We start from the raw sequence: 24,059 nt of genomic DNA, 5'->3' as shown, positions 1-24,059 counted from the left end.
CTTTTACCCTCGGCGTTCGACCGGCAGGTCGAGTTCGTTGGCCAGGACTTCCAGCGAGTCGCCGATGATGGAGACGATCTCGCCGACCTGTTCGCGCGTGACGATCATCGGCGGCGCGACCATGAAATTGTCGCCGTCGCCGCCGCCCTTGACCCTGCGGCCATAGATGATCAGCCCGCGCTCATAGGCGAGATCGAGCAGCCTCTGTGTGGCTTTCCTGGTCTGGTCTATCGGCCGCAGCGTCTCGGGATCGGCAACCATCTCGGCGCCAGTGAGCAGGCCCTTTCCGCGCACGTCGGCGATGAACGGAAAGCGCTTGGCGAGCCCCCGCAATCCGTCCATCAGCACGTCGCCCATGGCGGCCGCATTGGCGATCAGGTCGAGCCGGTCCATTTCGCCGAGCACGGCGAGCCCGGCGGCGCAGGCCAGCGGATTGCCGGCATAGGTGTGGCCGTGCTGGAAGCCGCCGGAGGCGAGCAGCGGCTCGACTAGCCGTATTGGGGCGGCGAGTGCGCCGAGCGGCGCATACCCCGATCCCAGCCCCTTGGAGAGCGCGACGATGTCTGGCTTGCAGTTCCAGTGGTCGCCGCCGAGGAACTTTCCTGTGCGGCCGGCGCCGCTCATCACTTCGTCGTGGATGAGCAGGATGCCGTAGCGGTCGCAGATTTCGCGGATGCGCGCATAATAGCTGTCCGGCGCCACCAGCGCCGCGGTCGCAGCACCCCCGATCGGTTCCATGATGAAGGCGACCACGCTGTCCGGGCCCTCGGCAAGGATCTTGTCCTCCAGCATGTCGGCATAGCGGACGCCGCGCTGCTCCATCGAAAGATTGTCGCGGTCGCGCCATGCGGTGGGGGCCGGCACGGTCGGCATCACCCGCATCATCGGCGTAAAAGTTTCGGCCAGCGCATCGTCGCCGGTGATCGAGAGCGAACCCAGCGTGCCGCCGTGGTAGGAGGGGAAGCGCGTGATCACCTTCCAGCGGCTTGCCTGGCCGGTGATAACAGCCCATTGCCGCGCCAGCTTGATGCAGGCTTCCGTCGCTTCCGAGCCGCCCGAGACGAAGAAGATGCGGTCCAATCCGTCCGGCAGCTTCCCGGCCAGTTCCCGCGCCAGCTCCTCCGCCGGCTCGTTCTCGAAGTGCAGACGGTAGGCGAAGGTGGCGCGGTCCATCTGCCGCTTCATCGCATCGAGCACATTGCGGTTGGAATGACCTATATTGGCGACCATCGGGCCGCTCGATCCGTCGATGAAGCGGCGGCCGTCCTGCGTCCACATGTAGATGCCCTCGGCGCGGTCGATCAGCGGCCGGCGCAGGCTGGATAAATAGAACAGATGCGATTGTCGGCGGGCTTCTGCGTCTTGAGCGATGGTCTGGACTTTCGACATGTCAGGACTTTCCGAGATAGCGATCGAGGACATTGCAGGTCACGCGTTCGACCATCGGGTCCTGTCTTAGCAGCCCGGCGACCCATTCGCAGCTTCCAGCATGGAACACTTCGCCCTTGCCGCGCGGGAAATTGACAATCATGCCGTTGCCGCGTTTGACCTTTTCCAGATTGGCGTCGCTCGCCTCGCCGAACAGCGTTTCGGCGGTGAAGCGGCCATCCTCGTCGGTGAGGAACTGGTCCTCGATCGGAATATCGGCGCTTTCCTCGACCTGGGATGCCATGCCGACGGCGAGCACCTGCAAACCATCAGGCGCACCGCTGGTCGCCGTGGGATAGGGCAGGCCGCCGCGTATCTCGAAGTCGAGCCCGTCGACCTCGTAGCCATAGACATGGCTGTCGGCGCCGAGCAGGTCGCCATAATAGACGCCGGTACCGGCAAAGGCCCAGTGCTCGGGCCGATACACCGGAAAACCGCGCACGCCGCGCGGTGCGCAGCCGCCCCAACCGGCATAGACGCCGCGTGTTGCGTTGAGCCCGAAAGTCGCCGAACCCGGCCGGCCGATTTCCGGCGCCTCCCAGGAGTTGGTCGCCCGGATTACATCGCCGCCGCGGAAATAGGCTGGGTCTTCGGCGCGAGCACGGTATTTGTAGCAGACCTGGCGGCTGCCCTCGTCCTCAAGCCGCGTCTGCCACATGAAATTGCCGGCAAAGCGCGCCGCGTGGCCGCCGCGCTCGACATAATCGTCGACGGCATCGCGCATTTCCCAGGTCCAGTATTCATCATGGCCGACAAAGACGGCGCAGTCGTAGCCGTCGAGAATCTCGGCCGAGAAATGCAATTCGTGCTGGCTGGCGAGATCGACGGCGTAGCCTGCCCGCTCAGTGAAGCGGAAGAAGTGGCTGTCGTAGCTCGCCCAACCCGACGAAGCGTATTTCTTCGAATGGCCGGTGGCGAGCGCCCATTCCATGTGCGGATAGCGTGGCACGGTCTTTGGCGGCACGGCGACTTCCAGCGGCACGCGCGGCGCACCCTTAGGCAACACGACGAAGCCGCGGCACCAGGGGCGCTGCGTCGACACGATGGGCGAATACTGGTTGCGGTCTGGTCCTGTAATGCCCTGGTAGTGGTTGGAGCCGCCCCAGGTGTTGTAGGCAAGCCAGGTGCCAGTCGCCGCCACTTGCAATATGCGGCCGGGCTTCTTGCCCGGCGGAGGCGCGACGATGAAAACATGGTGGCATTGGATCGGCTTGCCGTCGCGACCGTCGGCGGTCAGCGTCACCCGGTAGGCACCGGACGGCCAGTCCGCGCCAACGTGGAATTCGAACGACGCTTCCCAGCCGCAGCCCTCGGCCGAGCACTGGTCGGGCGTGTCCTGCCAGCCCGTCGCAATCCCCGCCTTCTCGAACACTTTCGTCTCGACACCGCCGTCTCGGGTGATCGTCATGCTGAATGCCGGGGCCGTCGAACTGACATGCAGCGTCACTGTCTCACCGGCGCGATAGGAAAACCGGTCGCTGTAGCACCAGATCTCGCCGCGCTCGCCGTCCATGCCTGGCCATTCATAGTAGTGGCCGCGTACCGCGTGGCGGCGCTGTTCCGGCGTCAGTCCGAAATCGGGGAATTCAGTTGCAAGATTGATCATGGCGCCCAGAAATTTCGAAGGCTGCCATTTCGGCGATCTGCCGGTCGAGCGTCAAATGGAAACGATCGGGCCAGCATTTGTCCACGGGTGCCCTTGGCCACATCTGGCAAACCGACTATCTCAGAATGGAACGGCGCTTTTCCGCCGCGGGAGTCGACATGCTCAGAGTGCAGAAGGTCAAGGTCGATGACATCTACGTCCCGACGGCGCGCAAGAAGACGCTCCATCCCGAGACGGTCCGGCACCTCGCGGAGGACATATTGGAGAACGGCATGAAGACGCCGATCCAGGTCCGCCATGACGGCAAGCGTCATATCCTCGTCGAAGGTCTGCATCGGCTGGAAGCGGCCAAGTGGCTCGGCGAGACCGAGATCGACGCTTATCTGGTGCAAGCCAAGCGCCATTGACGCGGCCTGGCTCGCTGGGCGCTCTCACGCGGCGCGGGCGCACTCCAGAATTTTTCGTCGTCAGTGTCGGTTTGCGCTTCATCGGCTCGTCCTTGGGACGGAAGCCAGATCAAACGCACCGAGGACCATCATGACCACCAAGCTCGACATCGCCCCCGCCAACGACCGCGAACTGGTTCTCGCCCGCATCATCGATGCGCCGCGCGAGAGCGTCTACCGCAGCTGGACCGATCCGAAACTGGTCACACAATGGTTCGCGCCAAAGCCGTGGACCACGCCGCGCGCTGAAATGGACGTGCGGACCGGTGGTTCGAGCCTGGTCGTCATGGCCGGTCCCGACGGCAATGAGTTTCCGAATCCGGGTGTCTTTCTCGAAGCGGTCCCTGGCAAGAAGATCGTCTTCACCGATGCCTACACACAGGCGTGGGAGCCATCGGAAAAGCCGTTCATGACAGGCGTGCTGACTTTCGAGGACGAAGGCGAGGGCAAGACCCGGTACATCGCGCGCGTCCGGCACTGGAGCGCCGCCGACCGCGAACAGCACGAGAAGATGGGTTTTCACCAGGGCTGGGGCCAGTGCACCGACCAGCTCGAAGAACTCGCCAAGACTTTTTGATGCCGGCAACGCTGGAGGAGAACGATATGTCCAAAACCCTGCTTTTCGCCATTTTTGCTTCGGCCGCAGCGCTTCTTGCTTGCCCAGGCACCACCAATGCACAGGAGACAAAACCCGCCATGACGACCGCAACGAAAACATTGCCGAAGCCGGAAAAGTCCGGCCTGCTGCCGATCAACGGCCTGAACTATTATTATGCCGTCTACGGCAAGGGCGAGCCGCTGCTTCTGCTGCATGGCGGCCTCGGCACGATAGACATGTTCGCGCCGATCCTGCCCAAGCTCGCTGAGAACCGCACCATTATCGCGGTCGACCTGCAAGGGCATGGCCGCACGGTACTTGGCGATCGGCCGTTCACGCTGGAGGGCATGGGCGACGATATGGCTGATATCGTCAAGACGCTTGGCTATCAGCAGGTCGACGTCATGGGCTATTCGCTGGGCGGCGGCGTCGCCTTCCGCATGGCCGTCCAGCATCCCGAAGCGGTGCGCCGCCTCGTCCTGGTGTCGACCGGCTACGCCGCCAACGGTTTTTATGACGAGATGCGCCCGCAGCAGGCTCAGGTGAGTGCCGCGGCCGCGGAATTCATGAAGGACACGCCGATGTACAAATCCTATGTGGCAGTGGCGCCGCGCCCGCAGGATTTCCCGAAACTCCTCGACGCGCTCGGCAACTTCATGCGCCAGGATTACGACTTCTCAGCCGACGTTCCCAAGCTGAAGATGCCGGTCATGCTCGCCTATGGCGACAGCGACATGTACAAGCCCGAGCATGAGATGAAGTTCTACCAGATGCTCGGCGGCGGCCTGAAGGACGCCGGCTGGATGCGCGAGAACCTATCGCAAAACCGCCTGGCGATCCTGCCCAACCGCACCCACTACGACGTCTTCTTCGCGCCGGAACTGACGGCCGCGGCACTGCCGTTCCTCAATGGGGAGACCAAGGTGAAGAGCTGGGACGAGGTCGTCGGCGAAACCGAATAGCTTGCCGCGAAATTGGCTGCCGGTTGCCTCCCTCGAGACAGCCGGTGGTCTTTCTGCTGCCTGCGAGCAATCGCGGCCGTCGATGGATCATATCAACGCTTTTCAATTGACGCTGTGGCTGGCGCCCGTAGTTTCCTGCCATCTTCCAGAGGACGGATCAGGTGATGACGAGATATCAGGGTGGATGCCTATGCGGCGCGGTGCGCTACCATGCCGATGCGGCCCCTATCAACGAACGCATCTGCCACTGCCGGCTCTGCCAGAAGGCTATTGGCGCCGCCTTCAACGCGCGCGTGCTGTTCCGCATCGATGATGTGACGGTCCAGGGACCGCTGGCAACGGTGAACTCCTCGCCCGATATCAAGCGCGGCTTTTGTCCAGGCTGCGGCACCACGATGTTTTCCCGGCGCGATTCCGCCGACATCATCGGCATCACCACCGGTTCGCTCGACGATCCTTCGCTGTTCCGGCCGCAGATGCACATCTGGACCGCTTCGAAGCAGCCTTGGGTGATGCTTGACGACGGCCTGCCGCAACATGAAGGCGCACCTCCGCCCGGCTGAAAGCCAGCTCGCCACGCACCCGCGAGCATGACCAGGAATTAATCGAAAAAGGACACGTGATAGCCGGCAAATCGTCATTGGCGGGCCATCATTGTCTTCCTATTTAAAGGGCGCGGGCCGGCATTCGAGGAGACGACGGATGAACGACAGCATCAGTACCCTGGACGAGCTTTTGAGCGATCCGATGGTCCTGCTTGTCATGGAGCGCGATCGCGTGCGCCCGGAACAGGTACGCATGCTGCTCGAACGGGCTCGCCGGCCTTCCGTCGACGAGCCGCCAGTGCCGCCGGCGCATGTGATCGCCAGGACCTGCCAGAAACTCTGGCTCTGCCCCTGATCGTGTTGCGATTTATCTAGGTGACCTGAAACCGGCCTCCCATGGTGGCCGGTTTTGAATGCGTATTTCTGGACGACGGCGCCAGCTGACCAATCCGTGAATTGATTATCTCTTGAATGACGGTAAGGCTTCTCCGGGACCAACCACCGGTCGGCCCTGCGCAAAATTCGATCTCTCAAAATTGGAACGCGACATGACTGACATCTGCACCCAAGGCGTGGATACGGGCTTTGTCGGCCTGGGATACGCCAAGGTCGCGTTCCTCGGCCTGGTGCAAGGCATCACCGAACTGCTGCCGATCTCGTCCACCGCCCATATGCGGATCGTGCCGGCGGTGCTGGGCTGGCAGGATCCTGGCTCCGCGTTCTCCGCTGCCATGCAGCTAGCGGCACTTGCCGCGGTGGTCAGCTATTTCTGGAGTGACGTCAGGGGCATCTTGTTTGGTTCGCTGGGCGCCCTGATACGGCGCGATTTCACCGACCGGCATTTCCGGCTGGCTTTCTGGATCGTGCTGGCGACGATCCCCATCGTCATTGCCGGCGTGGCGCTGTCCGGCGTTCTCAACGCCTGCAATTCGCCGTTGCGCAGCCTGACGGTGATCGGCTGGGCCTGCATCGCCATGGCGATCCTGCTGGCGCTGGCCGAAATTTTTGCCCGCCACCGGCGCTCTATGGGCGAAGCTTCGCTGGCCGATGCGCTGCTCGTCGGCATTGCTCAGATCGGCGCGCTTATTCCGGGTGTCTCGCGCTCCGGCTCGACGCTGACGGCAGCCTTGGGGCTCGGGTTCAAGCGGGCAGAGGCGGCGCGTTTCTCGTTCCTGCTTGGGCTGCCCGCCATCGCGCTCGCCGGCCTCAAGGAATTGTGGGAGCTGCACAAGGTTCATCTCGATGCCCACGGATGGTCGGTTCTTGCCACCGGCCTGGTCGTCGCCTCTATTTCCGCCTTCTTTGCCATCTGGGGCCTGATGCGGGTGCTGGAACGCTTCTCCGCCTGGCCTTTCGTCATCTATCGCGGTTTGCTCGGCGTCGTCCTGTTGCTAGGCGTGGCAACGGGTTGGCTCGCCTAGCAGTTCCAGGAATTTGTGAAGCGGTTTTCCGTTGGAATTGCGTCAAGAAGAACGGTTCGGCGTTTCCGCGAAACGGTGAATCGCTTGGCGAGCGGCCGCCGCAGCCCTGTGTTGCGCATGTGCAACCCCGGCTACGCTTGCGTCGATCCCCGAAGATGTGATCGGCAGCGTTGATTGACTTACGGCTCAATCCATTCTTAACGTCCCGTTAATAAATGGAAGATGGAGCCACATGGCATCCTCGATGGGTTTGGGCCGCAAGGCTAAGGGGCTGGGGCTGACGCTTGCCCTGATTGTTTTTTCTTCGGTAGCGAGTTCCGCGTACGCGGCTCCCGCTTCCATGATCGTCGGCGGCGCGACCTCCCAGCCGATAGGCCACTATGATTTCTGCAAGCTCCACATTGCGGAATGCTCGATCCGCTCACCCGGCAGTATACCGGAACTCATGACCGGCAAGCTGCTGCATGAGATCTCCACCGTGAACCGTTCTGTGAACACGCGCGTCAAGCCGATGAGCGATGTCGACAATTACGGCAAGGAGGAATGGTGGGCCTATCCTGACAACGGCTTCGGTGACTGCGAGGATTACGCGCTGGAAAAGCAGCGCGAACTCACAGCCGCCGGCGTCGCCATAGCCAACCTGTTGATGACGGTGGTTCGCAAGCCAGATGGAGAAGGCCATGCCGTGCTTGCGGTGCGGACGGACAAGGGCGACTTCATCCTCGACAATCTCACCGACAAGGTCCGCCTGTGGAACCAGACGAGCTATCGCTATCTGAAAAGGCAGGCGAGCGACAACACCGGACACTGGGTCTCCATTCTAAGCGGCGACGAAGAGTTGGTCAGCGCTGTCAAGTAGTCTTGTCGGCTCCGACGCATCCGGTCGCGGATCGCTATCCATTCTCCTTTCGGGCCGGTCTTCCATGGCGGCGCCCAGCGGTGCTATCCAGGGCGGCTCGTTGGCGCTGGCGATCCGGTAATTCATGGACTTTCTGACGCTCCTCAACTCGGCGCCCCTGCTGCTGACCCTGGCCAAGGCCGCGCTGCCGCAGGCGGTCGCCACGACCGTTGCCTTCGGGCAATGGTTCGCGTCGGTGCCGCCATGCCGCGACCTTGTTTTCGAGACGTCCAGCTACCTGGTCTGCGAGGTCGACCCAAAACTGTATTCGATCGAGTTGTTCTGGAAGGATCCGGCCGGCAAGCCGTTTCAGTCGCTGCACAATCTCGACAACGCCCAGCGGATGGCGGGCCGCACAATGCTGTTTGCCATCAATGCCGGCATGTACCATCCCGATCTCAGGCCGGTTGGCCTCTATGTCGAGCGTGGTCTGGAGATGGCGTCGGTGAAGACCGGTTCGGGAAGCGGCAATTTCTCGCTTCAGCCGAACGGTATATTCTATATCGGCGGCGGCAAGGCGACGGTCCGCGCGACCAGGGACTTCGTCAGGAAGCGTCCGCGCACCGACTACGCGACGCAATCCGGGCCGATGCTGGTGATCGATGGCGAGCTTCATCCGAAATTCCAGCCCGATGGCACATCGCGCAAGACCCGCGACGGTGTCGGGGTGCGAAAGGACGGTGTCGCCGTCTTCGCCATTTCGGACGATACGGTGACGTTTCATGCATTCGCCCGTCTGTTTCGCGATGCGCTCGGCTGCGACAATGCGTTGTTTCTCGACGGCACGATATCGAGCCTGTTCGCCCCAGCCATCGGTCGCAACGACGATTACTGGAATCTGGGGCCGATGATTGGGGTGTTCAGGAAAAAGGGCTAGGCTCGCGCGTGGCGCCTATCACGGAGATCGCACCGAGCCGGCGAATTGCCAGCGCCATTGGCCACCGGCATGGCGCTGTCAAGACCGGTCAGACGCTTATTGACCAGACCGGCAAGCCGGGCTTCAACATGGTAAAAACTTGATTCAATCTTTATTGGCAATTTCACGTTCATAACTGGATCCGGTTTGTCCGTCGGCTGTCGCCCACGGTCTGTTGTGTTTCGAGTACAGGTCCAGATGCGGATACCGGGCGTCATCAGTTTCTTGATCGCATCGCTGTGCCTTGCCGGCTGCTCGTCGACGTCGGGCATGGATGCGCTCGACGTGGAGAAACCGTCGAACGAGATCACCAGCTCTGTGGTGCGGCCAAGCGCACCAATCGCATCCGTTCCGACGGAAAAGGCACCAATCAATGCCCGCAAGCTGGCCGAGGCCGCGCCAGTGGACGACAACGTCCGGCCCTTTGGCCTGGCGGAGGAGGAAACGGTGGCGTTTCCGGCGGCTGAACTGCCCGACGGTGTCGAGCCGCCGGTCGAGCCGGCAGCCCTGGTCTCTCCGCCGAAACTTCTGTCGCGGGCAGCACCTCCCATGCTTGCCGGGCCGGTCACGCGTTATGGCTTTCGCGATGCCAAGCCGATCAATTTCGGTCGGTCCTCGCCCCGGCACCTCGCCGTGCACGGGGTCGACGTGTCGCGCTGGCAGGGTGACGTGAACTGGGAGAAGCTGCGCATCCAGGGCGCCAACTTCGCCTACATCAAGGCAACGGATGGTGGCGACCATCTCGATCCGATGTTCACCAGGAACTGGCGCGGTGCCGATGCCGCCGGGCTCAAGCGGGGCGCCTATCACTTCTTCTACTGGTGCCGCACCGCCGGCGAACAGGCAGACTGGTTCATCCGCAACGTGCCCAGGGTCGAAGGCGCGCTGCCACCGGTGATCGATGTCGAGTGGAATGGCGACTCGAGCTGCAAGCGGCGCCCGTCACGCGAAACGGTGCTGGAGAAGATGCAGGTGTTCATGGACAAGCTTGAACGCCACTATGGCCAGCGGCCGATCATCTACACCGCGCCGGATTTCTACCGCGACAATCTCAGAGGCGCTTTCCCGGACTATCCGTTCTGGCTGCGCGCGGTGGCGCAGCATCCCTCAAAAGTCTATCCCGGCCGCGAATGGCTGTTCTGGCAGTATTCCGGTTCCGGCCTGTCCCATGGTGTGCGCGGACGCATCGACCTCAATGTCTTCCACGGCGACGAACGGCAATGGCGCGACTGGGCCGGCGGACGGCAGATGGTGGCCTCGGAATAGGGGCAGAGGCAACGCGCACCATTCGGGCCTTGCAAATGGACAAGACATTGCCGCCGCCTTGATATCTATGTACGTGCTGCTGCACTCCTGGGGGGAGACGAGGTGGAGCTAAAACTTCTGCTGGTCGGTTTTGCCTGCGCGGTCGCCGCCGGGCTGTCGATCGTCACTTTCCTGAAATGGCGAGAGGTGCGGATACTCAGCCGCTGGTTGCCGGCGCCGGGAAAGATCGTCTCCTCGATCGTCGAGGCGCGTGAGGTCAGAAGCTCGAGCACCGGCTCGGAGAGCAGCAATTCCACCGAGATCCGCAATTTTCCTGCGATCACCTTCGAATACAAGGTGGGCGGCAGGACTTTTCGCAGCTCGCGCTACAGCGTGCAGGAGAACCTCGGAAATTTCGCGGTCGCCGAAACGCTCGCGCGGTTTCCGCGCGGCGCTGCGGTGACCGTGTTCTACAACCCGTCCGATCCGGCCAAGGCCGTGATCGAGCGCACCATGCCCGAAGGCGCGTTCAAGTTCATGGTCCAGCTTTCGGCGGGGTTGGTGATCGGCGCGCTGGTGCTGGTGTTTTCCGTCGGCGGCGTGCTGGAGGCGATCGGGCCGCATTTGCCCAAGCCGCAGAATCTTGGCGCAGGGGCGCTGCTGCTGTTCATGGGCCTGTTTGTGCTGCGCATGGGCTTCGTTCAGAAGTCGATGGCAGAGCAGGCGGCAAAATGGCCGGTTGCCGTGGGCCGCATCGAAACCTCCGGGGTGCAGGCTATCCGAACCCGTGAGCGGTTCGGAGGCTATCGACCCTGGCGCACCATCTTCAAATCCCGCATCGTCTACAGCTATGGCATCGCCGGCCAGCGCTACAGCGCAGACCGCGTCGCCTTCGGCGCCACCGTCTCGGCATCGCTGCCCGGCCTCGTCGGCGGCCAAGTGCGACGTTGTGTCGAAGGCAGCAAGGTCGACGTCCACTATGATCCCGCTAACCCCGCCTCGGCCGTGCTCGAATGCAGGGTGCGCGGGCTCTGGCTGTTGTGGGTCTGCTCGGTTGGCTTTCTCGGCGGCGCGGCCTTGCTGGTCGGGCTGGTCTGATGGGGCGCCGGATGCTTCAGCAGCGGACGAGAGGCCCGCTGTCGAATCCAGGCCAGGTGAACCGGACCGTCGCATCCTGCTTGACGATATGGATGACGCGGGAAAACGGCTCGGCGAGCGACGGATCCGAGCCGTAGCACTGGCTTGCTTGCACCACCCAGCCGCTCGGGCTTTTGCGAAATGTCGCGCGCTCGCAGCCGAATTCGGGAAGCGATAACGCCGTCTGATCTACGGTGAAGACGGTCCGACGCTGGACGTCGGCGGCTGCACTGCAATTCAGCCTCTCCCGCGACCACGTCCCGACATAGGGCGCCGCCGCCAGTGCCGTGCCGGCCGCGAATGCGGATATTGCCATCGTCAGTGCCAAACGCCGCATCGCCTGTCTCCTTGGACTGTGCCCGACAATACAGATATTGGGATCCGTGAGAGCCAAGTTTCGTCAGGGTGCGGATTAAATACAGCGGTTCCGGATTTCGCTTGGGTTTTGCGCTGATAATGCGACTGTGCGGTCACCCCTTTTGCCTCACACGCTTTTCCCAGAGATATCCGATGATCATCCGCAAACTGGCGTTCGTTTTCCTCGGGCTGCTCGGCCCGATGCAGGCGGCCACCGCAAAAGACTGTCTGCTGAGCCACGCAACCTATCGGGAACCGCGTTCGGGTGCCGTCATGCAATTTCGGCCGATCGACAACGAAACGGCGGCACTGACGGCGCAGGTGTTTTCGCTGATCGTGCCCAATACAGACACAAGCCTGCCGGCCGACATCACCTGGACCAACGGCAGGAACTCGTTTCCGCTCGGCACCATCCGCCACGCTTGCACTGACGACGACCGCGAAGCGGGCCTGGAGGATGGTAGCGGGCTGTGCAGGATATGGGATGGGCAGGTCTATGCCTTGACCGGCGGCGGCGCCGAGCAATTGAATTCCCGCGAAGCGACACCGGCGCCGAAAGGCCTGTTGCTGCCCGATTTTGGCGCGGCCCTTGCCGAATGGGCCGATTTCGCCAATGCCAATCCAGATGGCTCGGCATGGGATGCCTTCACTTTGACAGGATGCAGCGATGAATAGCGCCATGAGATCGATCATCTGGACCGGCGCCCTGTTGGCGTCCGTGACGATATCCGTCGTAGCGCGTGCGGATGAGCCGGCGCCATCGCGCTCGCCGATTGACAAATGTGTCTGGGAGAGGCTGACGGACAAGAATGCCGGACTTGCCGCCTGGGCGCAGCGCTGCGATTTCGGCTTCCGCCAGATCCATTTCGAATTCGCGGGCAATGCGCTCGCCATCAAATACAGCGATGGCGGCGCGGCCGATCCTCTTGTCGAGGTGTTCGACATAAAATCCGGCGAAACCGCCGAGGCTGCGTTGCTGCGCCTGTTCCTCGAAAAGACCGACAAGGCCGTCAGCGCGCGCTGCGTGCCGACGTCTTACACGGAAGGCAGCGTGCCCACCGGCGTCAAGCGTTACACATTCAGTCCCGACCCCGCCTACGCGAAAGAGCTGAAAGCGCTAGCCGACCCCAATGAGATTCCCGAGCCCCCTTGTGGCGACTGGGGCGAAATGCCTGACGGCATCCAGTATTTCGAGGTGCCGGCCGGCGAGGCGCGCAAGCTGCTGTTTGTCCGAGCGGGACAGGACGAGCCCTTGTTTGATGAGCAGACGCTGGAGGTGTTGCCGGCAGGGTAGGGGCTGAGATCTTAGACCAATGGATCGTTCGGACCCGCTTTCCTTCGCCCACAAGAACGGCAGAGCCCGCTGGCTTTACGCCTCTACATATTCCGCAAGGCTGACACCTTTTGGCACATTCAGCCCGTCGGCGCGCAAAACTTCGATGTGAAAGCGAATTGCGTCTCGAATTTCGCTTTCGCTGCTGACCGGCGCGCCTTTTGTCGCGATCCCGGCAGACCATTTCATGCGTTCGTCGAGTGCCTCAAATCGCGCTGCGCAGAGTTCATGCCCGCTTCCACCGAAACTTCGGCGCCGCCATGATCAGTTCCTGGCTGATGATCTCGCCGCCTGGACCGACAATCATCGTCAACTCCCGATCATGATGACGGAAGGACAGGCGGTATCTGCCCTCGTCCTCGCCAATCCCACGCTCAACCCGCCCCTTGATGCCACCGCGCTGCATCTGCCTCATGAAATACTCGACAGCGAACCTCATCGCTCGAGCGACCGCTGCGGCATCGATCTCAGGTGCACCATCCGCCCATCTAACCGAAACCATCCAAACCTCCAGAAGAATCCCTGCCGGACCTTTGTCCGCATGTTGGCGCAAGGTTCCCAAATCGAGCAACTGACCACCATCCAGTTCCATCGGCAAAGGGAGACTTTGGCCACCACAGTTCTGCGTCTGTCACTACGGATTTTTGAACCACGCGTTCCACGATTAGCTCAAGTTTACTGCTGCAATCGGATCGTTCTTTGCTCTGTCGCAAGCAAAATGCATTTCCGAGCATCGAAACCGCTAGAGCGGGGTGCACCGGATCCAGCAAGAAGGGATATCCCTCCGCCGTGACGCTCACATCCCATGGTTTCTGGATCCGCCCTGGGCACTGAACCCATCGCGGTTCAATTTGCGCGAGCGCAAAGAACCGACGCCCCACGTCCCGTACCTTCTCTCTCAATCGACGACCATCGAGATTGGAGACTGACATGTCCACGCGACGCGCGGCGCTCTTCGGAGCAGCGATTGGCGCTGCCACCGTTACGATGCCAGGCATGCCAACAAGCGAAGTGAGGCGAAAATGAAAATAGATTCCGAGAGTAAAGAAATGATCGAAGAATGGCCAACCCTTGTATTCAGCACCGAAGCAGCAAGCGGCGCAAAGGCGGACAATACGCTGCTGCCCATGCTTATCGCCGGGCTCGCCCTAATTGTCCTGGGTGGCATCGTTGTGATGGCCTTTGTGTAGCAAAAGGTAGTCTGCCGCTCTCTCCTGGCATTATGTCGCCGCAGCGATCTCGATGAGTTCTGATATGTCCGGCATTTGCGGATATCTTCATCATACTGGTGGCTGGCGATGAACGGCTCAGCCCTCTCTCGCTGGACCATGGCATACTTTGCTGCCGCGCTAGCTTTCCTGATCGCGGCCCAAGTGCTGATGGTCGCCGGCTACGGTTTTCCGACCGTTGGCGTGGAAGCTCCAGAAACGCTTGTGATCGTCCACATGATTACAATCGGCTGGCTCAGTCTGTTGATGTGCGGGGCGTTGCTTCAGTTCGTACCAGTGCTCGTTGCGCAGCCCCTTCGCGACGAGTCACTGGCTTTGCCGGCGTTGACCTGTTTGCTCATGGGACTGTTCTGCTTGCTCACCGGTTTCCTTCAGCTTTCAGGCGCGATCGACGTCAATCTCCCCGTTCTCGCATTGGCGGGCCTCTTCCTTCCGGCTGGTTTCGCGTTGATCGTATGGGTGCTCGGCCGGACGTTGTGGAGCGTCCGGCCATCTAGCCTGCCACTGCCTGCTCGTTTCGTGGCCGGAGGGATCGCCAGCATCGCGGTCACCGCCACCTTGGGTGCTTCGTTTGCATTTGTGCTTTCAGGCCGGGCGCCTGGAGGGGCGGATTTCGACCTGCGAACACTGGCTCTTCCCATCCATGTGACGGTCGGTCTGGGCGGCTGGCTCGGCTTCACGGCAATCGGTGTCAGCTACCGCTTGCTGCCCATGTTCATGCTTTCCCCGGACAGTGAACGCACCACGGGCCATTTGGTGTTATGGACTGGGGCGATGGCCTTGGGTCTGATCGTCCTGGCAGAACCGTTGGAAGTTCTTTCAGGGACAATCATGCTGCCCACTGTTGTCGCCGGCTTGATGGGGCTCGTTGCGACCGTCTTCTACGGGATCGATCTTGCGTTTTTCTACCGCAACCGCAAGCGACGCAAGATCGAGCTGAACAGCAGGTCGGCGATCGGCGCATTCGCGGCCCTCTATCTTTCGGTCCTGCTTCTGCTCGCGCTATTGGCCAGCGGAACGCTTGCGCAGCATGTAGGCGCGATCGTCTATCTCGTCGCCTTCGGCTGGCTGACGGGGCTGGGACTTTCACAACTCTACAAGATCGTGCCGTTCCTTACCTGGCTCGAATGCTACGGACCGGTGATGGGCAGGGAACCGACGCCACGCGTCCAGGATCTTGTCGTCGAAACGCGCGACAGGTTCTGGTTCGCACTTTATTACGTCGGCGTACTGGCCGGAACCGGCGCGCTTCTGGCCGAGGCGGCGGTCCTGTTCCGGACAGCGACGGCTGTGACGTTGTTTGCCACCGCGGCAATCGTCGTGGAACTCGTTCTGGCGCGCCGCCTTGTCAATGTTGCAACTGCCCTGCGTCTGCCCGAGGGAGCATCGCGCCCGCGTCTTTTCCTGCCTTCCTGGCGTTAGATACAGAGGAGATCCGAATGAATTCCCCGCATTACGACCTCGACGTTCGACCGATCCTTCGCGAAGGCGGCGAACCCTTCAGCGCTATCATGGAAGCCGTGGCCGCGCTCGCCCCCGGTCAAAGCCTGCGCTTGCTCGCTTCCTTCAAACCGATTCCCCTGTTCCAGGTGCTTGGTGCGAGGGGGTTTGAGCCTTCGGCCCGTGAAATTGGCAACGGCGACTGGGAAGTGATCTTCACGCCCGCCAATGCTGTGCCGCCGGCGCCGGAAAAACCGAACGATCCTCGCGCTCTGCCAGTGGAGACGACTGGCCTGAGCCAGTCATGGAACTCGACAACCGCGATCTCGAGCCACCGGAACCTATGGTCAAGGCCTTGGAAGGAGTCGAATCCCTGGCGCCCGGCCGAACGATAGCCGTGCTGCTGCCTCGCGAACCGGCGTTTCTGTTCGAGGAACTGCAGGCGCGAGGCCACCGCTGGCGCGGCGCCTTCGAACCGGAAGGGCACTATCGCATCGTTATCCGCTCTGGTGGACCGGGCGGGCGGCGGTCATGAGCGACGAAGAGGACGAGACACTGGCGGCTGGTGTGCGCGAAGCGCTGCGCATGGTCATTGATCCCGAGCTTGGAGAAAATGTCGTCGATCTCGGACTGATCTACCAGGTTTCGGTGGGACGTAACGGGACGGCGCAGATCGAAATGACGACCACGACACGTGCATGTCCAGCCACAGGCTATCTCAAGGACGCCGTACAGTCGGCGGCTTGGATCGTGACCAGAATCCACAACGTCGAGATCCGGCTCACCTACGAACCGCCGTGGACGCCCGAGATGATGAATGCCGACGCCAAGTGCCGTCTTGGCCTGGTCGAAACGGGAAGCAATGCATGAACGGGGAGCAACGAAACAAGCCAACGATCGTCGTCGAGGGCATGCCGCTGTCGAGCGAGCTTGATGAGGCGATGATTCACAGGGTCGTCCACGGTTTCTACGAAGAGATCCGTCGAGATCAACTTCTCGGCCCGATCTTCAACGCAGAGATCCCGCCGGAGGCATGGCCGCGCCATTTGGCGAAGATGTGCGACTTCTGGTCCGCCACGATGCTGCGGATCTCCCGCTACGATGGCCGACCGCTGCCGCCGCACCTGGCGATACCGGGCCTTTGCGAGGCGCATTTCCGGCGTTGGCTGACGCTGTTCCGAGCCACAGTGAAGCGCGTTTGCCCGCCTGAAGCCTCAGCGCTGTTCATGGCCCGTGCGCTGCGCATTGCTCACAGCTTCCGCCTTGCAGTCGCTTTCAACCGCGGGGAAGAGACCATTCACGTCAAACCAATCCTCGAGGAGAGCCTTTGCTCAGGTAGAGCTTCAGAGTGATCGCAGTGCCCATTTGACCATCTGGGAAATCGGCCCTTCATGCGACTGACGAGGCTCTGCGCCCGTCCGTCTTGCAGCGCAGCAGGCTGCGGGGACTAGTCATCTTCCTCTTTGTTCCAGCGCAACGATCATCTTGTAAGGCGATAGCATGATGTTCGTATTGCAAACGCGGACAAAGGGCATGAAACCTCGATACAGTTACGATGTTACCATGGACGCAATCATGCGCGAGTGGCCGGCAACCATCCGCGTCGTTCTCCAGCATGGTATGCTTTGCGTCGGCTGCCCTATTGCTCCGTTCCACACCATTTCCGAGGCGGCGCGGGAGCACGGGCTAAGCGAGGAATCACTTCGTTTCGATCTGGATGTCGCTATCGAGCGAGCCGGAGCGGATTAGTTCTTCCCAGTCCGCCCTTCAGCCAGCACAAGCAGGCGGTGAGGTTCAACGACGGTCACCTTCTCGCGTCGGCTTTTGACGAGCCCCTTCTCCTCCCAAGATGAGAGCAGCCGGCTCACCGTGTGCAGCGTCGTTCCTGTCATCTCGGCAATGTCCTGCCGTGAGATCGGGAAGTCGATCATTATTCCTTCATCGGTCTTCCGGCCCGTCTGCTTAACCAGCTTAAGCAGCGCATGGGCGACCCGTTGATCCACCTGTTCGGTGGACATTTCGACGACGCGCGTGTGAGCGTCCTGCAACCTGCTGCCTACAGTCTTATAGGTGTTGGCGCCAAAATTGGGGAAGGCGTCCGCGAATTTTGGCCACAAGTGACCTGGCCAGGCAAGAAGCACGCAATCGATGGCGGCGATCGCGCTGGCCGGATAGGTGGTGCGGCCCAGCGCGTGAGCAATGCCCATTAGTTCGCCGGGGCTAATGTAGCGCACCGTCACCTCTTGGCCATCAGGCGTTGTCTTGATGACACGGACATGGCCGTCGAGCAGCAAGAAGAACGAATGAGCTTCCTGCTCCTGCTCGAACACGGGTTGGTCCTTGGCAATCCGTAACGACCGGGCTTGACCGATTATATAGTCGAGATCCGTGGGGGCCATGCCCTGAAAGGCAGATAGCCCGGCGATCAATGAGCGATCGAGGCGGCTCAACTGCAGCGCCCCTTCCGAAACTTTACTGTGACCATGAAAGGCATTCCGTCTCTGTCGAGCCACACAATGTCACAGGCCACCGACGGGCGACAAGTGGCACACACCGCGGCCTTTTTCCTTATTTCCCAACTTGTTTGCGCTGCAGCAAAGTTCTCAAGCCGGACACAGCTTAGAAAAACCACAGCGGTAGACGCCGTCGAGCATAATTGACCAGAAAGATAAGATCATGAGAAATGCAATCGTAATCGCCGCCGCGCTCGCAGCGTCGGTGTTGGCTGGAGCGGCGCAGGCCGCCGACCATCAGGTCCAGATGCTCAACAAGGGCGAGAAAGGCGTGATGGTCTTCCAGCCTGACTTTGTCCAGGCAGCGCCTGGTGACACTGTCACGTTCGTGCCAACCGATAAGGGCCACGATGCCGAAACGATCAACGGCATGATCCCGGACGGTGCGAAGACTTTCAAGGGCAAGCCGGGCGAACAAATCACCGTTACGTTCGACAAGGAAGGTATTTATGGCGTGAAGTGCGCGCCTCATTATGGGATGGGCATGGTGGCGTTGATCGTGGTCGGCAAGCCGGTCAATCTGGAGAAGGCAGCCGCGGTTAAACAGTCAGGAAAGGCGAAGAAAGTGTTCGAAACCCTGCTGGCTGAAGTTCCAGCGGGCAATTGAGGGCATAGCCTATATTATTCAGATAGCCGGCAGGATCCTCGGGACGGACATCGGTCCGCCTGGGGTTCCTCGTCTTGGAAAATGCATCCCATGGCAATTCCACGCACACGGCCGGGCGCATATCCGGCGGTTCTCTCCTACGGTTTCCGGCCGTTCTTCCTGCTCGGCTCGCTGTACGCCGGAGGGGCGATCCTGTTCTGGCTGCCGTTGTTTTACGGCCGGCTCGAAACCTCGAGCGCCTTCCTGCCCGTAGATTGGCATGTCCACGAGATGCTGTTTGGCTATCTCGCGGCGATCGTTACGGGATTCCTGCTGACCGCTATTCCGAATTGGACCGGACGTCTGCCGGTGCAAGGCCTGCCGCTGCTGGCGCTCGTCCTGCTGTGGCTTGCGGGGCGAGTTGCGGTGTTCTTTTCGGCGGAGACCGGCTGGCTCGTCGGAGCCGCAGTCGATTGCGCCTTTCTCCTGGCGGTAGCGGCCGCCGCCGCGACCGAAATCATCGCGGGCCGAAACTGGCGGAACCTCAAGGTGCTGTTGCCGGTCGCCGTGCTTCTGGCGGCCAACGTGATGTTCCATGTCGAAGCACACCACCAGGGCGTCTCGGACATCAGCCGTCGGCTCGGCCTCGGGGCTGCCGTCGTTCTCATCATGATCATAGGCGGACGCATTGTTCCCAGTTTCACCCGCAATTGGCTGGCTCGCGAAAATCAGGGCCGCCTGCCGGCCCCGTTTAGCCATTTCGACGTAGCAACGATCGCGCTGTCCGCGGCCGCATTGGCGGCTTGGGCCTTCGTTCCTGAAAACAGCGCGACAGGCGCAATGCTGATCGCCGGATCGGCTTTCAACGCTATCCGGCTTGTGCGCTGGGCGGGTGATCGCACGTTTCGTGATCCGCTGGTGGTGATCCTGCACATCGCGTTTGCCTTTGTGCCGATCGGTCTTCTGCTCGCCGGACTTGCCGTCGTCCTGCCGGAGACAGTCCCTTCCGCGGCGGGCATTCACGCGTTCAGCGTAGGAGCGGTGGCATGCATGACGCTCGCCGTCATGACCCGCGCCACGCTTGGGCACACAGGGCGCGAATTGCAGGCGAACATTGGCACGCGCGTGGTCTTCGTCGCGATCGTGCTTGCGGCCGTCATGCGCATCGGCGCCGCGTTCCTACCTGCGCAAGCGATGCTTCTCCACATATCGGCGACGTTGTGGGTGGCGGCCTTCCTCGGCTACGCGGCTCTATTTGGCGGCATGCTGGTTCAACCCAAACTACGGTTGCGGAAGCCGAACAAGGCGCCGTCTTGACGCGCGGATCAGGACCGCATCGATCCAAGCAAACGGAGTGCCATCGGCCCCGGCTGGCGTGGCGAATTCGAAATTCGTATCACCTTGGAGCAGCAGCGACGGTGAAGGTGCATTTGAACGCTAACCGTACCAATCGTCATATCGGCCGTTCCTCCAGATATCTCAACGTAGCCAAACGCTTGATGGCCGTTGTTGCGAAGGTTTGGGCTCGGTCGCGGTCGGCCTGGAGGGGAAGGCTTTCCCCCGCGTTGAGGTAGGATTCGGCCAGCAGCTCGCAGAGCGCATCCAAGGATTCCGGTGATCGGTCGCTGATTGAAGTGGTCGTTCCGAGCGGGCTGGCAGTGAGTTGTTGCGCAAGGTCTCGCGCCTCTGTCGCAAGATTGCTAAGCACGGCCTTGTCATGTTCCCCCCGAAACGCCGCAAACGCTTTCAGTCGGATCGCGATCTGTTCTTCCATGGCTGCAAGATCGCTAGAGCTGGCAAATGTCGCGTTGGCCTCACGACGCGAAAAGAATGCACGCCGCCGTTCGGTCCGCAGAATACGGGCATGTTCCAGTTCCTCTCGAGCCATCTGCTCAGCAGCGGATCGGATCTCCGTTGAAGGTGCGTTCGAGGCCACGTAGGACCAAAAGGCAAAAGCGCGCTCTTCGTTTCTCACTGCCATCGCAAACGAATGGTAAGGGTCCACAAGTTCGGGCGAGATCACGGCCGTGTTCTCGTCATCGAAAACACCTTTCGGCGTCCATTGGAGCTGCCTCAGATCCGGATCATTGCCACTGGATTGCCGGGACCAGCGAGTGACGTTTTCGATATGGCCCGTTTCCTCCTTGACCAGGCGCTCGAAGACCTCGGCCAATCTCGCCTGACCCTTATCGCGCATTCGCTGTGCTAGTTCCGCGTACCTTTCCGCAGCTTCTTTCTCCATCGCGAATGCGATTGCCAGAAGTTCGGCCATCGACCTGACCGGCGCCGCCGGCTCTGCTTGCAAACGAGACATGACTCTCCTCCGATGCCAGTTTTTTCAACACTAGGCCGACTACCTGGAAGTTGTTTGCGCTGCGTCAAAGAACTCTCGTTCAAAACCGCCGACACACGCGCCAGAGGCCGCTGGCGGACGAAACCAGCTAGCTCCCAGCTTGAGAACGTAATGAAGGAAGCCGATGCCGGGGAGCATTTCCACTCGATATACGTCGACCGCTTCCTTACGACTCTCGAGGAACTGGCGCCGTCTTGCTGCGTGGGCAATTGCAACCCTGGCAATCCTGGCTGTCTGGTCGGCACCCACCCATGCCGGAACACTCAAGGACTACTTGGCAAGCACCAAGCCGGGAGAGCTAATCCAGGGTGGCGATCGATACGGGGAATTCGAAGGCGTCCCGCCGCTGGCGCCAATCTACTCGAGAACCCGAAAAATCGGGTACGCCTACCTCAACACCGACTTTTCCAGCGCGGTTGGATATTCGGGAAAACCGATCAGGATCCTTGTCGGCATTGATGCCGCGGGGATTATCCGCGGGATCAAGCTGGTCGAGCACAAGGAACCGATCGTCCTCATAGGCATACCGCAGGCAAAGGTCGTCGCGGCACTCAACTCATTGATCGGCAAGGACCTCAGCCGCGTCGCTGCCGGGGCAGAACAGCTCCCGCAGGTCGACATCGTCAGCGGTGCCACCGTGACAGTTCTGGTGATGAGCGACAGCGTCGTCCGCTCCGCCGTCAAACTAATTCGGAGCAACCGTCTTGGTGCAACCAGTTCGACCACCTCGCCAGTCGCCCAAGGGCTGATCAAGAAGCCGGACTTGTCCAAGTCTGAAATCCGCGATTGGGCTTCGCTCCTCGGCGATGGCTCAATTCGCAGCCTCCGCCTCACCGTCGGCGAGGTCTCCGACGCTTTTGCTCAAGCCGGCCATCCAGAAGCGTCCGCCAAGCCCGAGACAACCAATCCAAGCGATCGCTTCATCGACTTGTATGTGGCCGCGGTCGGAGTGCCGACGATCGGTCGCAGCCTTCTGGGAGATGTCGCTTACGAGCGGCTGCAAAAGAAGCTCAAGCCGGGCCAGCAGGCGATCATCGTTGCCGGTGACGGCGCCTATTCCTTCAAGGGTTCAGGCTATGTGCGGGGCGGGATTTTTGACCGGATCGAACTGCTGCAAGACGGCCAAGGCGTCCGGTTCCGCGATCGAAATCACACGAGGCTCGGCGACCTGGCGGCGAAGGGCGCGCCGAGCCTGCGCGAAATAGCATTGTTTTCCGTACCGGATGAATTTTCGCTCGATCTCACGCAACCTTGGGAACTGCAGTTGCTAGCCCAGCGCAGCTATGGCGCGCGGGACAAGGCGGTCCTTCCGTTCAACGTCGGCTATGCTCTTCCCGACCGTTACCTGACGATCGAAGAGCCCCCGGTGCAGGAGGCCGTCAAACCGGTTTCGGAAGCGGCCGCGCCAACACCTGCGTCGGCTGAAGAGCCAGGCGCGACTTTCCACGACCAGGAACCGCTCTGGATCAAAATTTGGAGGATGGACACAGTTTCGGTCGCCATCACCGTGGCCGCGCTCCTTGTCCTTACCGCCATCTTCTTCTTCCAGAACTGGCTGGTTCGGCGGCCACGCCTGTTCGGTTGGGTGCGACGCGGCTATCTCCTTTTTACACTGGTCTGGCTTGGATGGTACGCCAATGCCCAGCTCTCCGTGGTCAATGTGCTGACGTTCTTCAACTCGTTGATCAGCGGCTTCAGCTGGGAATTCTTCCTGTCGGCACCTCTCATTTTCATACTTTGGGGTGCCATTGCGGCGGGACTTCTCTTCTGGGGCCGTGGACCGTTTTGCGGCTGGCTTTGTCCGTTCGGAGCGCTCCAGGAACTGACCAACAATCTGGCGCAGTGGCTGAAAGTGCCACAGATCACGTTGCCCTTCGGCCTTCACGAGCGGCTGTGGCCAATCAAGTACATCGTCTTCCTCGGCCTCTTCGGCCTTTCGCTCTATTCGGTGGGAATGGCCGAGACCTACGCCGAGGTCGAGCCGTTCAAAACGGCGATCATCCTGAAGTTCGCCCGCGAGTGGCCTTTCGTGATCTTCGCGCTGGCGCTTCTCGGCGCCGGCCTGTTCGTCGAACGCTTCTACTGCCGCTATCTCTGCGCGCTCGGCGCCGCGCTCGCCATACCAGGGCGCATCCGCATGTTCGAGTGGCTGAAGCGCTATCCCGAGTGCGGCTCGCCCTGCCAGCGTTGCGCCAAGGAATGCCCGGTGCAGGCGATCCATCCAGAGGGCCAGATCAACGTCAATGAATGCATCTATTGCATGCATTGCCAGGAACTCTACCACGACGACCATCGCTGCCCGCACATGATCCAGGTGCGCCTGAAGCGCGAAAAATTCGAGGCGCTCTCGTCACCGTCGAGCCGGGGCAAGGGGCCGGCCAAGCCGGTGATCGCCTTCAAAGGCAAGCCAATCGAGCAAAGCAGCCTGGTTCCCAGTTCAACGACCTAAGACTCAACCAGAAGGAGACGGAATATGTCGGAAGAAGACCGCAAGAGAACCCTGAGCAGGCGCCAGCTGCTGGGTACGTCGGCAATCGTGGCGGCCGCCGGCGCGTCGGGCATTGGCGGCACGCTGACATTGGGCGGAAGCATGGTGTCGCCGGCGGCGGCACAGAGCGCTGCGTCGGGAGGGCAAAAGTTCGAGGTCATGCCGGGCGAGCTCGATCAATATTATGTGTTCTTTTCGAGCGGCCAAAGCGGCGAAGTCCGCATTGTCGGCGCGCCGTCGATGCGTGAACTGATGCGGATCCCCGTCTTCAATCGCTGCAGCGCGACCGGATGGGGCCTGACCAACGAGAGCCGCAAGGTGCTGACCGAGGGGCTGCTGCCGGAAACCAAGGAATTCCTGAAGGACAAGGGCGGCATCTATCTCAACGGCGATCTCCATCACCCGCACCTGTCGTTTACTGACGGCACCTATGACGGCCGCTACCTGTTCGCGAATGCCCGCCTGACCTTGGCGCAGCTCTCGGTGCCCGAAAAGACCAACGAGATCACCGCCATCCCCGATCTGCTTGATCAACTGGCTGACGCCAAGCAGCTCGAA

Annotated in this window: 29 protein-coding genes and 1 pseudogene; 23 read left to right on the top strand and 7 right to left on the bottom strand. The window is 61.3% G+C overall.

The genetic code is table 11. From position 1 onward, the window contains the following. Positions 1-3: 3 nt before the first annotated feature. Positions 4-1,389, bottom strand: coding sequence for an aminotransferase family protein (locus tag NKI49_RS30200; RefSeq protein WP_352607310.1), 1,386 nt, complete (start codon positions 1,387-1,389; stop codon positions 4-6). Position 1,390: 1 nt separating this feature from the next. Next, positions 1,391-3,034, bottom strand: a complete 1,644-nt coding sequence (locus NKI49_RS30195) for a N,N-dimethylformamidase beta subunit family domain-containing protein (RefSeq protein WP_352607312.1) — start codon at positions 3,032-3,034, stop codon at positions 1,391-1,393. A gap of 158 nt (positions 3,035-3,192) precedes the next feature. Between NKI49_RS30195 and NKI49_RS30190 the strand changes: the two genes are divergently transcribed. The 10 genes from NKI49_RS30190 (at position 3,193) to NKI49_RS30140 (ending at position 11,163) form a co-directional block, all read left to right on the top strand. Next, positions 3,193-3,441, top strand: coding sequence for a ParB N-terminal domain-containing protein (locus NKI49_RS30190; protein WP_008875526.1), 249 nt, complete (start codon positions 3,193-3,195; stop codon positions 3,439-3,441). A gap of 130 nt (positions 3,442-3,571) precedes the next feature. Next, positions 3,572-4,057 carry an SRPBCC family protein gene (locus NKI49_RS30185; protein WP_352607314.1) on the top strand — a complete coding sequence of 162 codons (486 nt, stop codon included), beginning with the start codon at positions 3,572-3,574 and terminating at the stop codon, positions 4,055-4,057. A 26-nt stretch (positions 4,058-4,083) separates the two neighbouring features. Next, positions 4,084-5,040 (top strand): alpha/beta fold hydrolase, encoded by a 957-nt coding sequence (locus tag NKI49_RS30180; protein ID WP_352607316.1) that lies wholly within the window; start codon positions 4,084-4,086, stop codon positions 5,038-5,040. A gap of 164 nt (positions 5,041-5,204) precedes the next feature. Next, entirely contained in the window at positions 5,205-5,603 is a 399-nt protein-coding gene (locus NKI49_RS30175; RefSeq protein ID WP_352607318.1) for a GFA family protein, read from the top strand. 139 nt (positions 5,604-5,742) lie between these two features. Beyond that, on the top strand, positions 5,743-5,940 hold the full coding sequence (locus NKI49_RS30170) for a hypothetical protein (RefSeq protein WP_352607320.1): 198 nt from the start codon (positions 5,743-5,745) through the stop codon (positions 5,938-5,940). A gap of 193 nt (positions 5,941-6,133) precedes the next feature. Next, positions 6,134-7,006, top strand: a complete 873-nt coding sequence (locus tag NKI49_RS30165; RefSeq protein WP_352607322.1) for an undecaprenyl-diphosphate phosphatase — start codon at positions 6,134-6,136, stop codon at positions 7,004-7,006. Positions 7,007-7,238: 232 nt separating this feature from the next. Continuing rightward, on the top strand, positions 7,239-7,865 hold the full coding sequence (locus NKI49_RS30160; RefSeq protein WP_352607324.1) for a transglutaminase-like cysteine peptidase: 627 nt from the start codon (positions 7,239-7,241) through the stop codon (positions 7,863-7,865). Positions 7,866-7,989: 124 nt separating this feature from the next. Further along, entirely contained in the window at positions 7,990-8,781 is a 792-nt protein-coding gene (locus tag NKI49_RS30155) for a phosphodiester glycosidase family protein (RefSeq protein ID WP_352607326.1), read from the top strand. A 237-nt stretch (positions 8,782-9,018) separates the two neighbouring features. Further along, positions 9,019-10,086: a glycoside hydrolase family 25 protein gene (locus tag NKI49_RS30145; RefSeq protein WP_502899621.1), complete on the top strand. Its 1,068-nt coding sequence runs from the start codon at positions 9,019-9,021 to the stop codon at positions 10,084-10,086. Positions 10,087-10,188: 102 nt separating this feature from the next. Beyond that, on the top strand, positions 10,189-11,163 hold the full coding sequence (locus NKI49_RS30140) for a DUF3592 domain-containing protein (RefSeq protein WP_352607332.1): 975 nt from the start codon (positions 10,189-10,191) through the stop codon (positions 11,161-11,163). A gap of 16 nt (positions 11,164-11,179) precedes the next feature. Here NKI49_RS30140 and NKI49_RS30135 read toward each other — a convergent pair whose 3' ends face one another. Next, positions 11,180-11,539 carry a hypothetical protein gene (locus NKI49_RS30135; protein ID WP_352607334.1) on the bottom strand — a complete coding sequence of 120 codons (360 nt, stop codon included), beginning with the start codon at positions 11,537-11,539 and terminating at the stop codon, positions 11,180-11,182. Positions 11,540-11,712: 173 nt separating this feature from the next. Between NKI49_RS30135 and NKI49_RS30130 the strand changes: the two genes are divergently transcribed. Next, entirely contained in the window at positions 11,713-12,234 is a 522-nt protein-coding gene (locus tag NKI49_RS30130; RefSeq protein WP_352607336.1) for a hypothetical protein, read from the top strand. Beyond that, on the top strand, positions 12,227-12,853 hold the full coding sequence (locus NKI49_RS30125) for a hypothetical protein (protein WP_352607338.1): 627 nt from the start codon (positions 12,227-12,229) through the stop codon (positions 12,851-12,853). The genes NKI49_RS30130 and NKI49_RS30125 overlap by 8 nt, the downstream gene beginning before the upstream one ends. A gap of 75 nt (positions 12,854-12,928) precedes the next feature. On the opposite strand, the gene NKI49_RS30120 is transcribed toward NKI49_RS30125, so the two are convergent. After that, positions 12,929-13,081, bottom strand: coding sequence for a hypothetical protein (locus NKI49_RS30120; RefSeq protein ID WP_352607340.1), 153 nt, complete (start codon positions 13,079-13,081; stop codon positions 12,929-12,931). A 37-nt stretch (positions 13,082-13,118) separates the two neighbouring features. Continuing rightward, positions 13,119-13,484: a DUF6522 family protein gene (locus tag NKI49_RS30115; protein WP_352695865.1), complete on the bottom strand. Its 366-nt coding sequence runs from the start codon at positions 13,482-13,484 to the stop codon at positions 13,119-13,121. Between the two features lie 430 nt (positions 13,485-13,914). Between NKI49_RS30115 and NKI49_RS30110 the strand changes: the two genes are divergently transcribed. The 7 genes from NKI49_RS30110 (at position 13,915) to NKI49_RS30085 (ending at position 17,310) form a co-directional block, all read left to right on the top strand. Next, entirely contained in the window at positions 13,915-14,082 is a 168-nt protein-coding gene (locus tag NKI49_RS30110; RefSeq protein ID WP_352607342.1) for a hypothetical protein, read from the top strand. Between the two features lie 108 nt (positions 14,083-14,190). Beyond that, the gene (locus NKI49_RS30105) at positions 14,191-15,543 is read left to right on the top strand and encodes a hypothetical protein (RefSeq protein ID WP_352607344.1); all 1,353 of its coding nucleotides are present in this window, start codon (positions 14,191-14,193) and stop codon (positions 15,541-15,543) included. 17 nt (positions 15,544-15,560) lie between these two features. Continuing rightward, entirely contained in the window at positions 15,561-15,956 is a 396-nt protein-coding gene (locus tag NKI49_RS30100; RefSeq protein WP_502899622.1) for a DUF2249 domain-containing protein, read from the top strand. Beyond that, a complete protein-coding gene (locus NKI49_RS33520; protein WP_502908805.1) occupies positions 15,866-16,096 on the top strand; it encodes a DUF2249 domain-containing protein in 231 nt (76 codons plus the stop codon). The genes NKI49_RS30100 and NKI49_RS33520 overlap by 91 nt, the downstream gene beginning before the upstream one ends. Further along, the gene (locus NKI49_RS30095) at positions 16,093-16,431 is read left to right on the top strand and encodes a metal-sulfur cluster assembly factor (RefSeq protein WP_352607346.1); all 339 of its coding nucleotides are present in this window, start codon (positions 16,093-16,095) and stop codon (positions 16,429-16,431) included. Before NKI49_RS33520 ends, NKI49_RS30095 begins: the two co-directional genes overlap by 4 nt. After that, positions 16,428-16,913, top strand: a complete 486-nt coding sequence (locus tag NKI49_RS30090; protein WP_352607348.1) for a group III truncated hemoglobin — start codon at positions 16,428-16,430, stop codon at positions 16,911-16,913. Before NKI49_RS30095 ends, NKI49_RS30090 begins: the two co-directional genes overlap by 4 nt. 148 nt (positions 16,914-17,061) lie before the next feature. Beyond that, positions 17,062-17,310: a DUF1858 domain-containing protein gene (locus NKI49_RS30085; protein ID WP_352607350.1), complete on the top strand. Its 249-nt coding sequence runs from the start codon at positions 17,062-17,064 to the stop codon at positions 17,308-17,310. Here NKI49_RS30085 and NKI49_RS30080 read toward each other — a convergent pair. Next, on the bottom strand, positions 17,307-18,011 hold the full coding sequence (locus NKI49_RS30080) for a Crp/Fnr family transcriptional regulator (protein WP_352607352.1): 705 nt from the start codon (positions 18,009-18,011) through the stop codon (positions 17,307-17,309). The genes NKI49_RS30085 and NKI49_RS30080 overlap by 4 nt on opposite strands. 226 nt (positions 18,012-18,237) lie before the next feature. Between NKI49_RS30080 and NKI49_RS30075 the strand changes: the two genes are divergently transcribed. Together NKI49_RS30075 and NKI49_RS30070 are read left to right on the top strand one after the other, a co-directional pair. Then, on the top strand, positions 18,238-18,681 hold the full coding sequence (locus NKI49_RS30075; protein WP_352607354.1) for a pseudoazurin: 444 nt from the start codon (positions 18,238-18,240) through the stop codon (positions 18,679-18,681). Between the two features lie 90 nt (positions 18,682-18,771). Further along, the gene (locus NKI49_RS30070) at positions 18,772-19,977 is read left to right on the top strand and encodes an NnrS family protein (protein WP_352607356.1); all 1,206 of its coding nucleotides are present in this window, start codon (positions 18,772-18,774) and stop codon (positions 19,975-19,977) included. Between the two features lie 136 nt (positions 19,978-20,113). Here NKI49_RS30070 and NKI49_RS30065 read toward each other — a convergent pair whose 3' ends face one another. After that, the gene (locus NKI49_RS30065) at positions 20,114-20,974 is read right to left on the bottom strand and encodes a ferritin-like domain-containing protein (RefSeq protein WP_352607358.1); all 861 of its coding nucleotides are present in this window, start codon (positions 20,972-20,974) and stop codon (positions 20,114-20,116) included. A 163-nt stretch (positions 20,975-21,137) separates the two neighbouring features. Here NKI49_RS30065 and NKI49_RS30060 point away from each other — a divergent pair, with 163 nt between their 5' ends. Both NKI49_RS30060 and NKI49_RS30055 read left to right on the top strand, forming a co-directional pair. After that, positions 21,138-23,462, top strand: a complete 2,325-nt coding sequence (locus NKI49_RS30060) for a 4Fe-4S binding protein (RefSeq protein ID WP_502899625.1) — start codon at positions 21,138-21,140, stop codon at positions 23,460-23,462. A 24-nt stretch (positions 23,463-23,486) separates the two neighbouring features. Next, positions 23,487-24,059: pseudogene (locus NKI49_RS30055) on the top strand (TAT-dependent nitrous-oxide reductase); the annotation flags it as partial.

This window comes from Mesorhizobium sp. M0587, from assembly GCF_040320945.1.
Classification (GTDB): Bacteria; Pseudomonadota; Alphaproteobacteria; order Rhizobiales; family Rhizobiaceae; genus Mesorhizobium.
This window is presented reverse-complemented; position numbering and strand designations above follow the sequence as displayed.

Coding starts and splice junctions, on each gene's coding strand:
- NKI49_RS30200 (WP_352607310.1), bottom strand. CDS start 1,389: ATGTCGAAAGTCCAGACCATCGCTCAAGACGCAGAAGCCCGCCGACAA.
- NKI49_RS30195 (WP_352607312.1), bottom strand. CDS start 3,034: ATGATCAATCTTGCAACTGAATTCCCCGATTTCGGACTGACGCCGGAA.
- NKI49_RS30190 (WP_008875526.1), top strand. CDS start 3,193: ATGCTCAGAGTGCAGAAGGTCAAGGTCGATGACATCTACGTCCCGACG.
- NKI49_RS30185 (WP_352607314.1), top strand. CDS start 3,572: ATGACCACCAAGCTCGACATCGCCCCCGCCAACGACCGCGAACTGGTT.
- NKI49_RS30180 (WP_352607316.1), top strand. CDS start 4,084: ATGTCCAAAACCCTGCTTTTCGCCATTTTTGCTTCGGCCGCAGCGCTT.
- NKI49_RS30175 (WP_352607318.1), top strand. CDS start 5,205: ATGACGAGATATCAGGGTGGATGCCTATGCGGCGCGGTGCGCTACCAT.
- NKI49_RS30170 (WP_352607320.1), top strand. CDS start 5,743: ATGAACGACAGCATCAGTACCCTGGACGAGCTTTTGAGCGATCCGATG.
- NKI49_RS30165 (WP_352607322.1), top strand. CDS start 6,134: ATGACTGACATCTGCACCCAAGGCGTGGATACGGGCTTTGTCGGCCTG.
- NKI49_RS30160 (WP_352607324.1), top strand. CDS start 7,239: ATGGCATCCTCGATGGGTTTGGGCCGCAAGGCTAAGGGGCTGGGGCTG.
- NKI49_RS30155 (WP_352607326.1), top strand. CDS start 7,990: ATGGACTTTCTGACGCTCCTCAACTCGGCGCCCCTGCTGCTGACCCTG.
- NKI49_RS30145 (WP_502899621.1), top strand. CDS start 9,019: ATGCGGATACCGGGCGTCATCAGTTTCTTGATCGCATCGCTGTGCCTT.
- NKI49_RS30135 (WP_352607334.1), bottom strand. CDS start 11,539: ATGCGGCGTTTGGCACTGACGATGGCAATATCCGCATTCGCGGCCGGC.
- NKI49_RS30130 (WP_352607336.1), top strand. CDS start 11,713: ATGATCATCCGCAAACTGGCGTTCGTTTTCCTCGGGCTGCTCGGCCCG.
- NKI49_RS30125 (WP_352607338.1), top strand. CDS start 12,227: ATGAATAGCGCCATGAGATCGATCATCTGGACCGGCGCCCTGTTGGCG.
- NKI49_RS30120 (WP_352607340.1), bottom strand. CDS start 13,081: ATGAAATGGTCTGCCGGGATCGCGACAAAAGGCGCGCCGGTCAGCAGC.
- NKI49_RS30115 (WP_352695865.1), bottom strand. CDS start 13,484: ATGGAACTGGATGGTGGTCAGTTGCTCGATTTGGGAACCTTGCGCCAA.
- NKI49_RS30110 (WP_352607342.1), top strand. CDS start 13,915: ATGAAAATAGATTCCGAGAGTAAAGAAATGATCGAAGAATGGCCAACC.
- NKI49_RS30105 (WP_352607344.1), top strand. CDS start 14,191: ATGAACGGCTCAGCCCTCTCTCGCTGGACCATGGCATACTTTGCTGCC.
- NKI49_RS30100 (WP_502899622.1), top strand. CDS start 15,561: ATGAATTCCCCGCATTACGACCTCGACGTTCGACCGATCCTTCGCGAA.
- NKI49_RS33520 (WP_502908805.1), top strand. CDS start 15,866: ATGGAACTCGACAACCGCGATCTCGAGCCACCGGAACCTATGGTCAAG.
- NKI49_RS30095 (WP_352607346.1), top strand. CDS start 16,093: ATGAGCGACGAAGAGGACGAGACACTGGCGGCTGGTGTGCGCGAAGCG.
- NKI49_RS30090 (WP_352607348.1), top strand. CDS start 16,428: ATGAACGGGGAGCAACGAAACAAGCCAACGATCGTCGTCGAGGGCATG.
- NKI49_RS30085 (WP_352607350.1), top strand. CDS start 17,062: ATGATGTTCGTATTGCAAACGCGGACAAAGGGCATGAAACCTCGATAC.
- NKI49_RS30075 (WP_352607354.1), top strand. CDS start 18,238: ATGAGAAATGCAATCGTAATCGCCGCCGCGCTCGCAGCGTCGGTGTTG.
- NKI49_RS30070 (WP_352607356.1), top strand. CDS start 18,772: ATGGCAATTCCACGCACACGGCCGGGCGCATATCCGGCGGTTCTCTCC.
- NKI49_RS30065 (WP_352607358.1), bottom strand. CDS start 20,974: ATGTCTCGTTTGCAAGCAGAGCCGGCGGCGCCGGTCAGGTCGATGGCC.
- NKI49_RS30060 (WP_502899625.1), top strand. CDS start 21,138: ATGCCGGGGAGCATTTCCACTCGATATACGTCGACCGCTTCCTTACGA.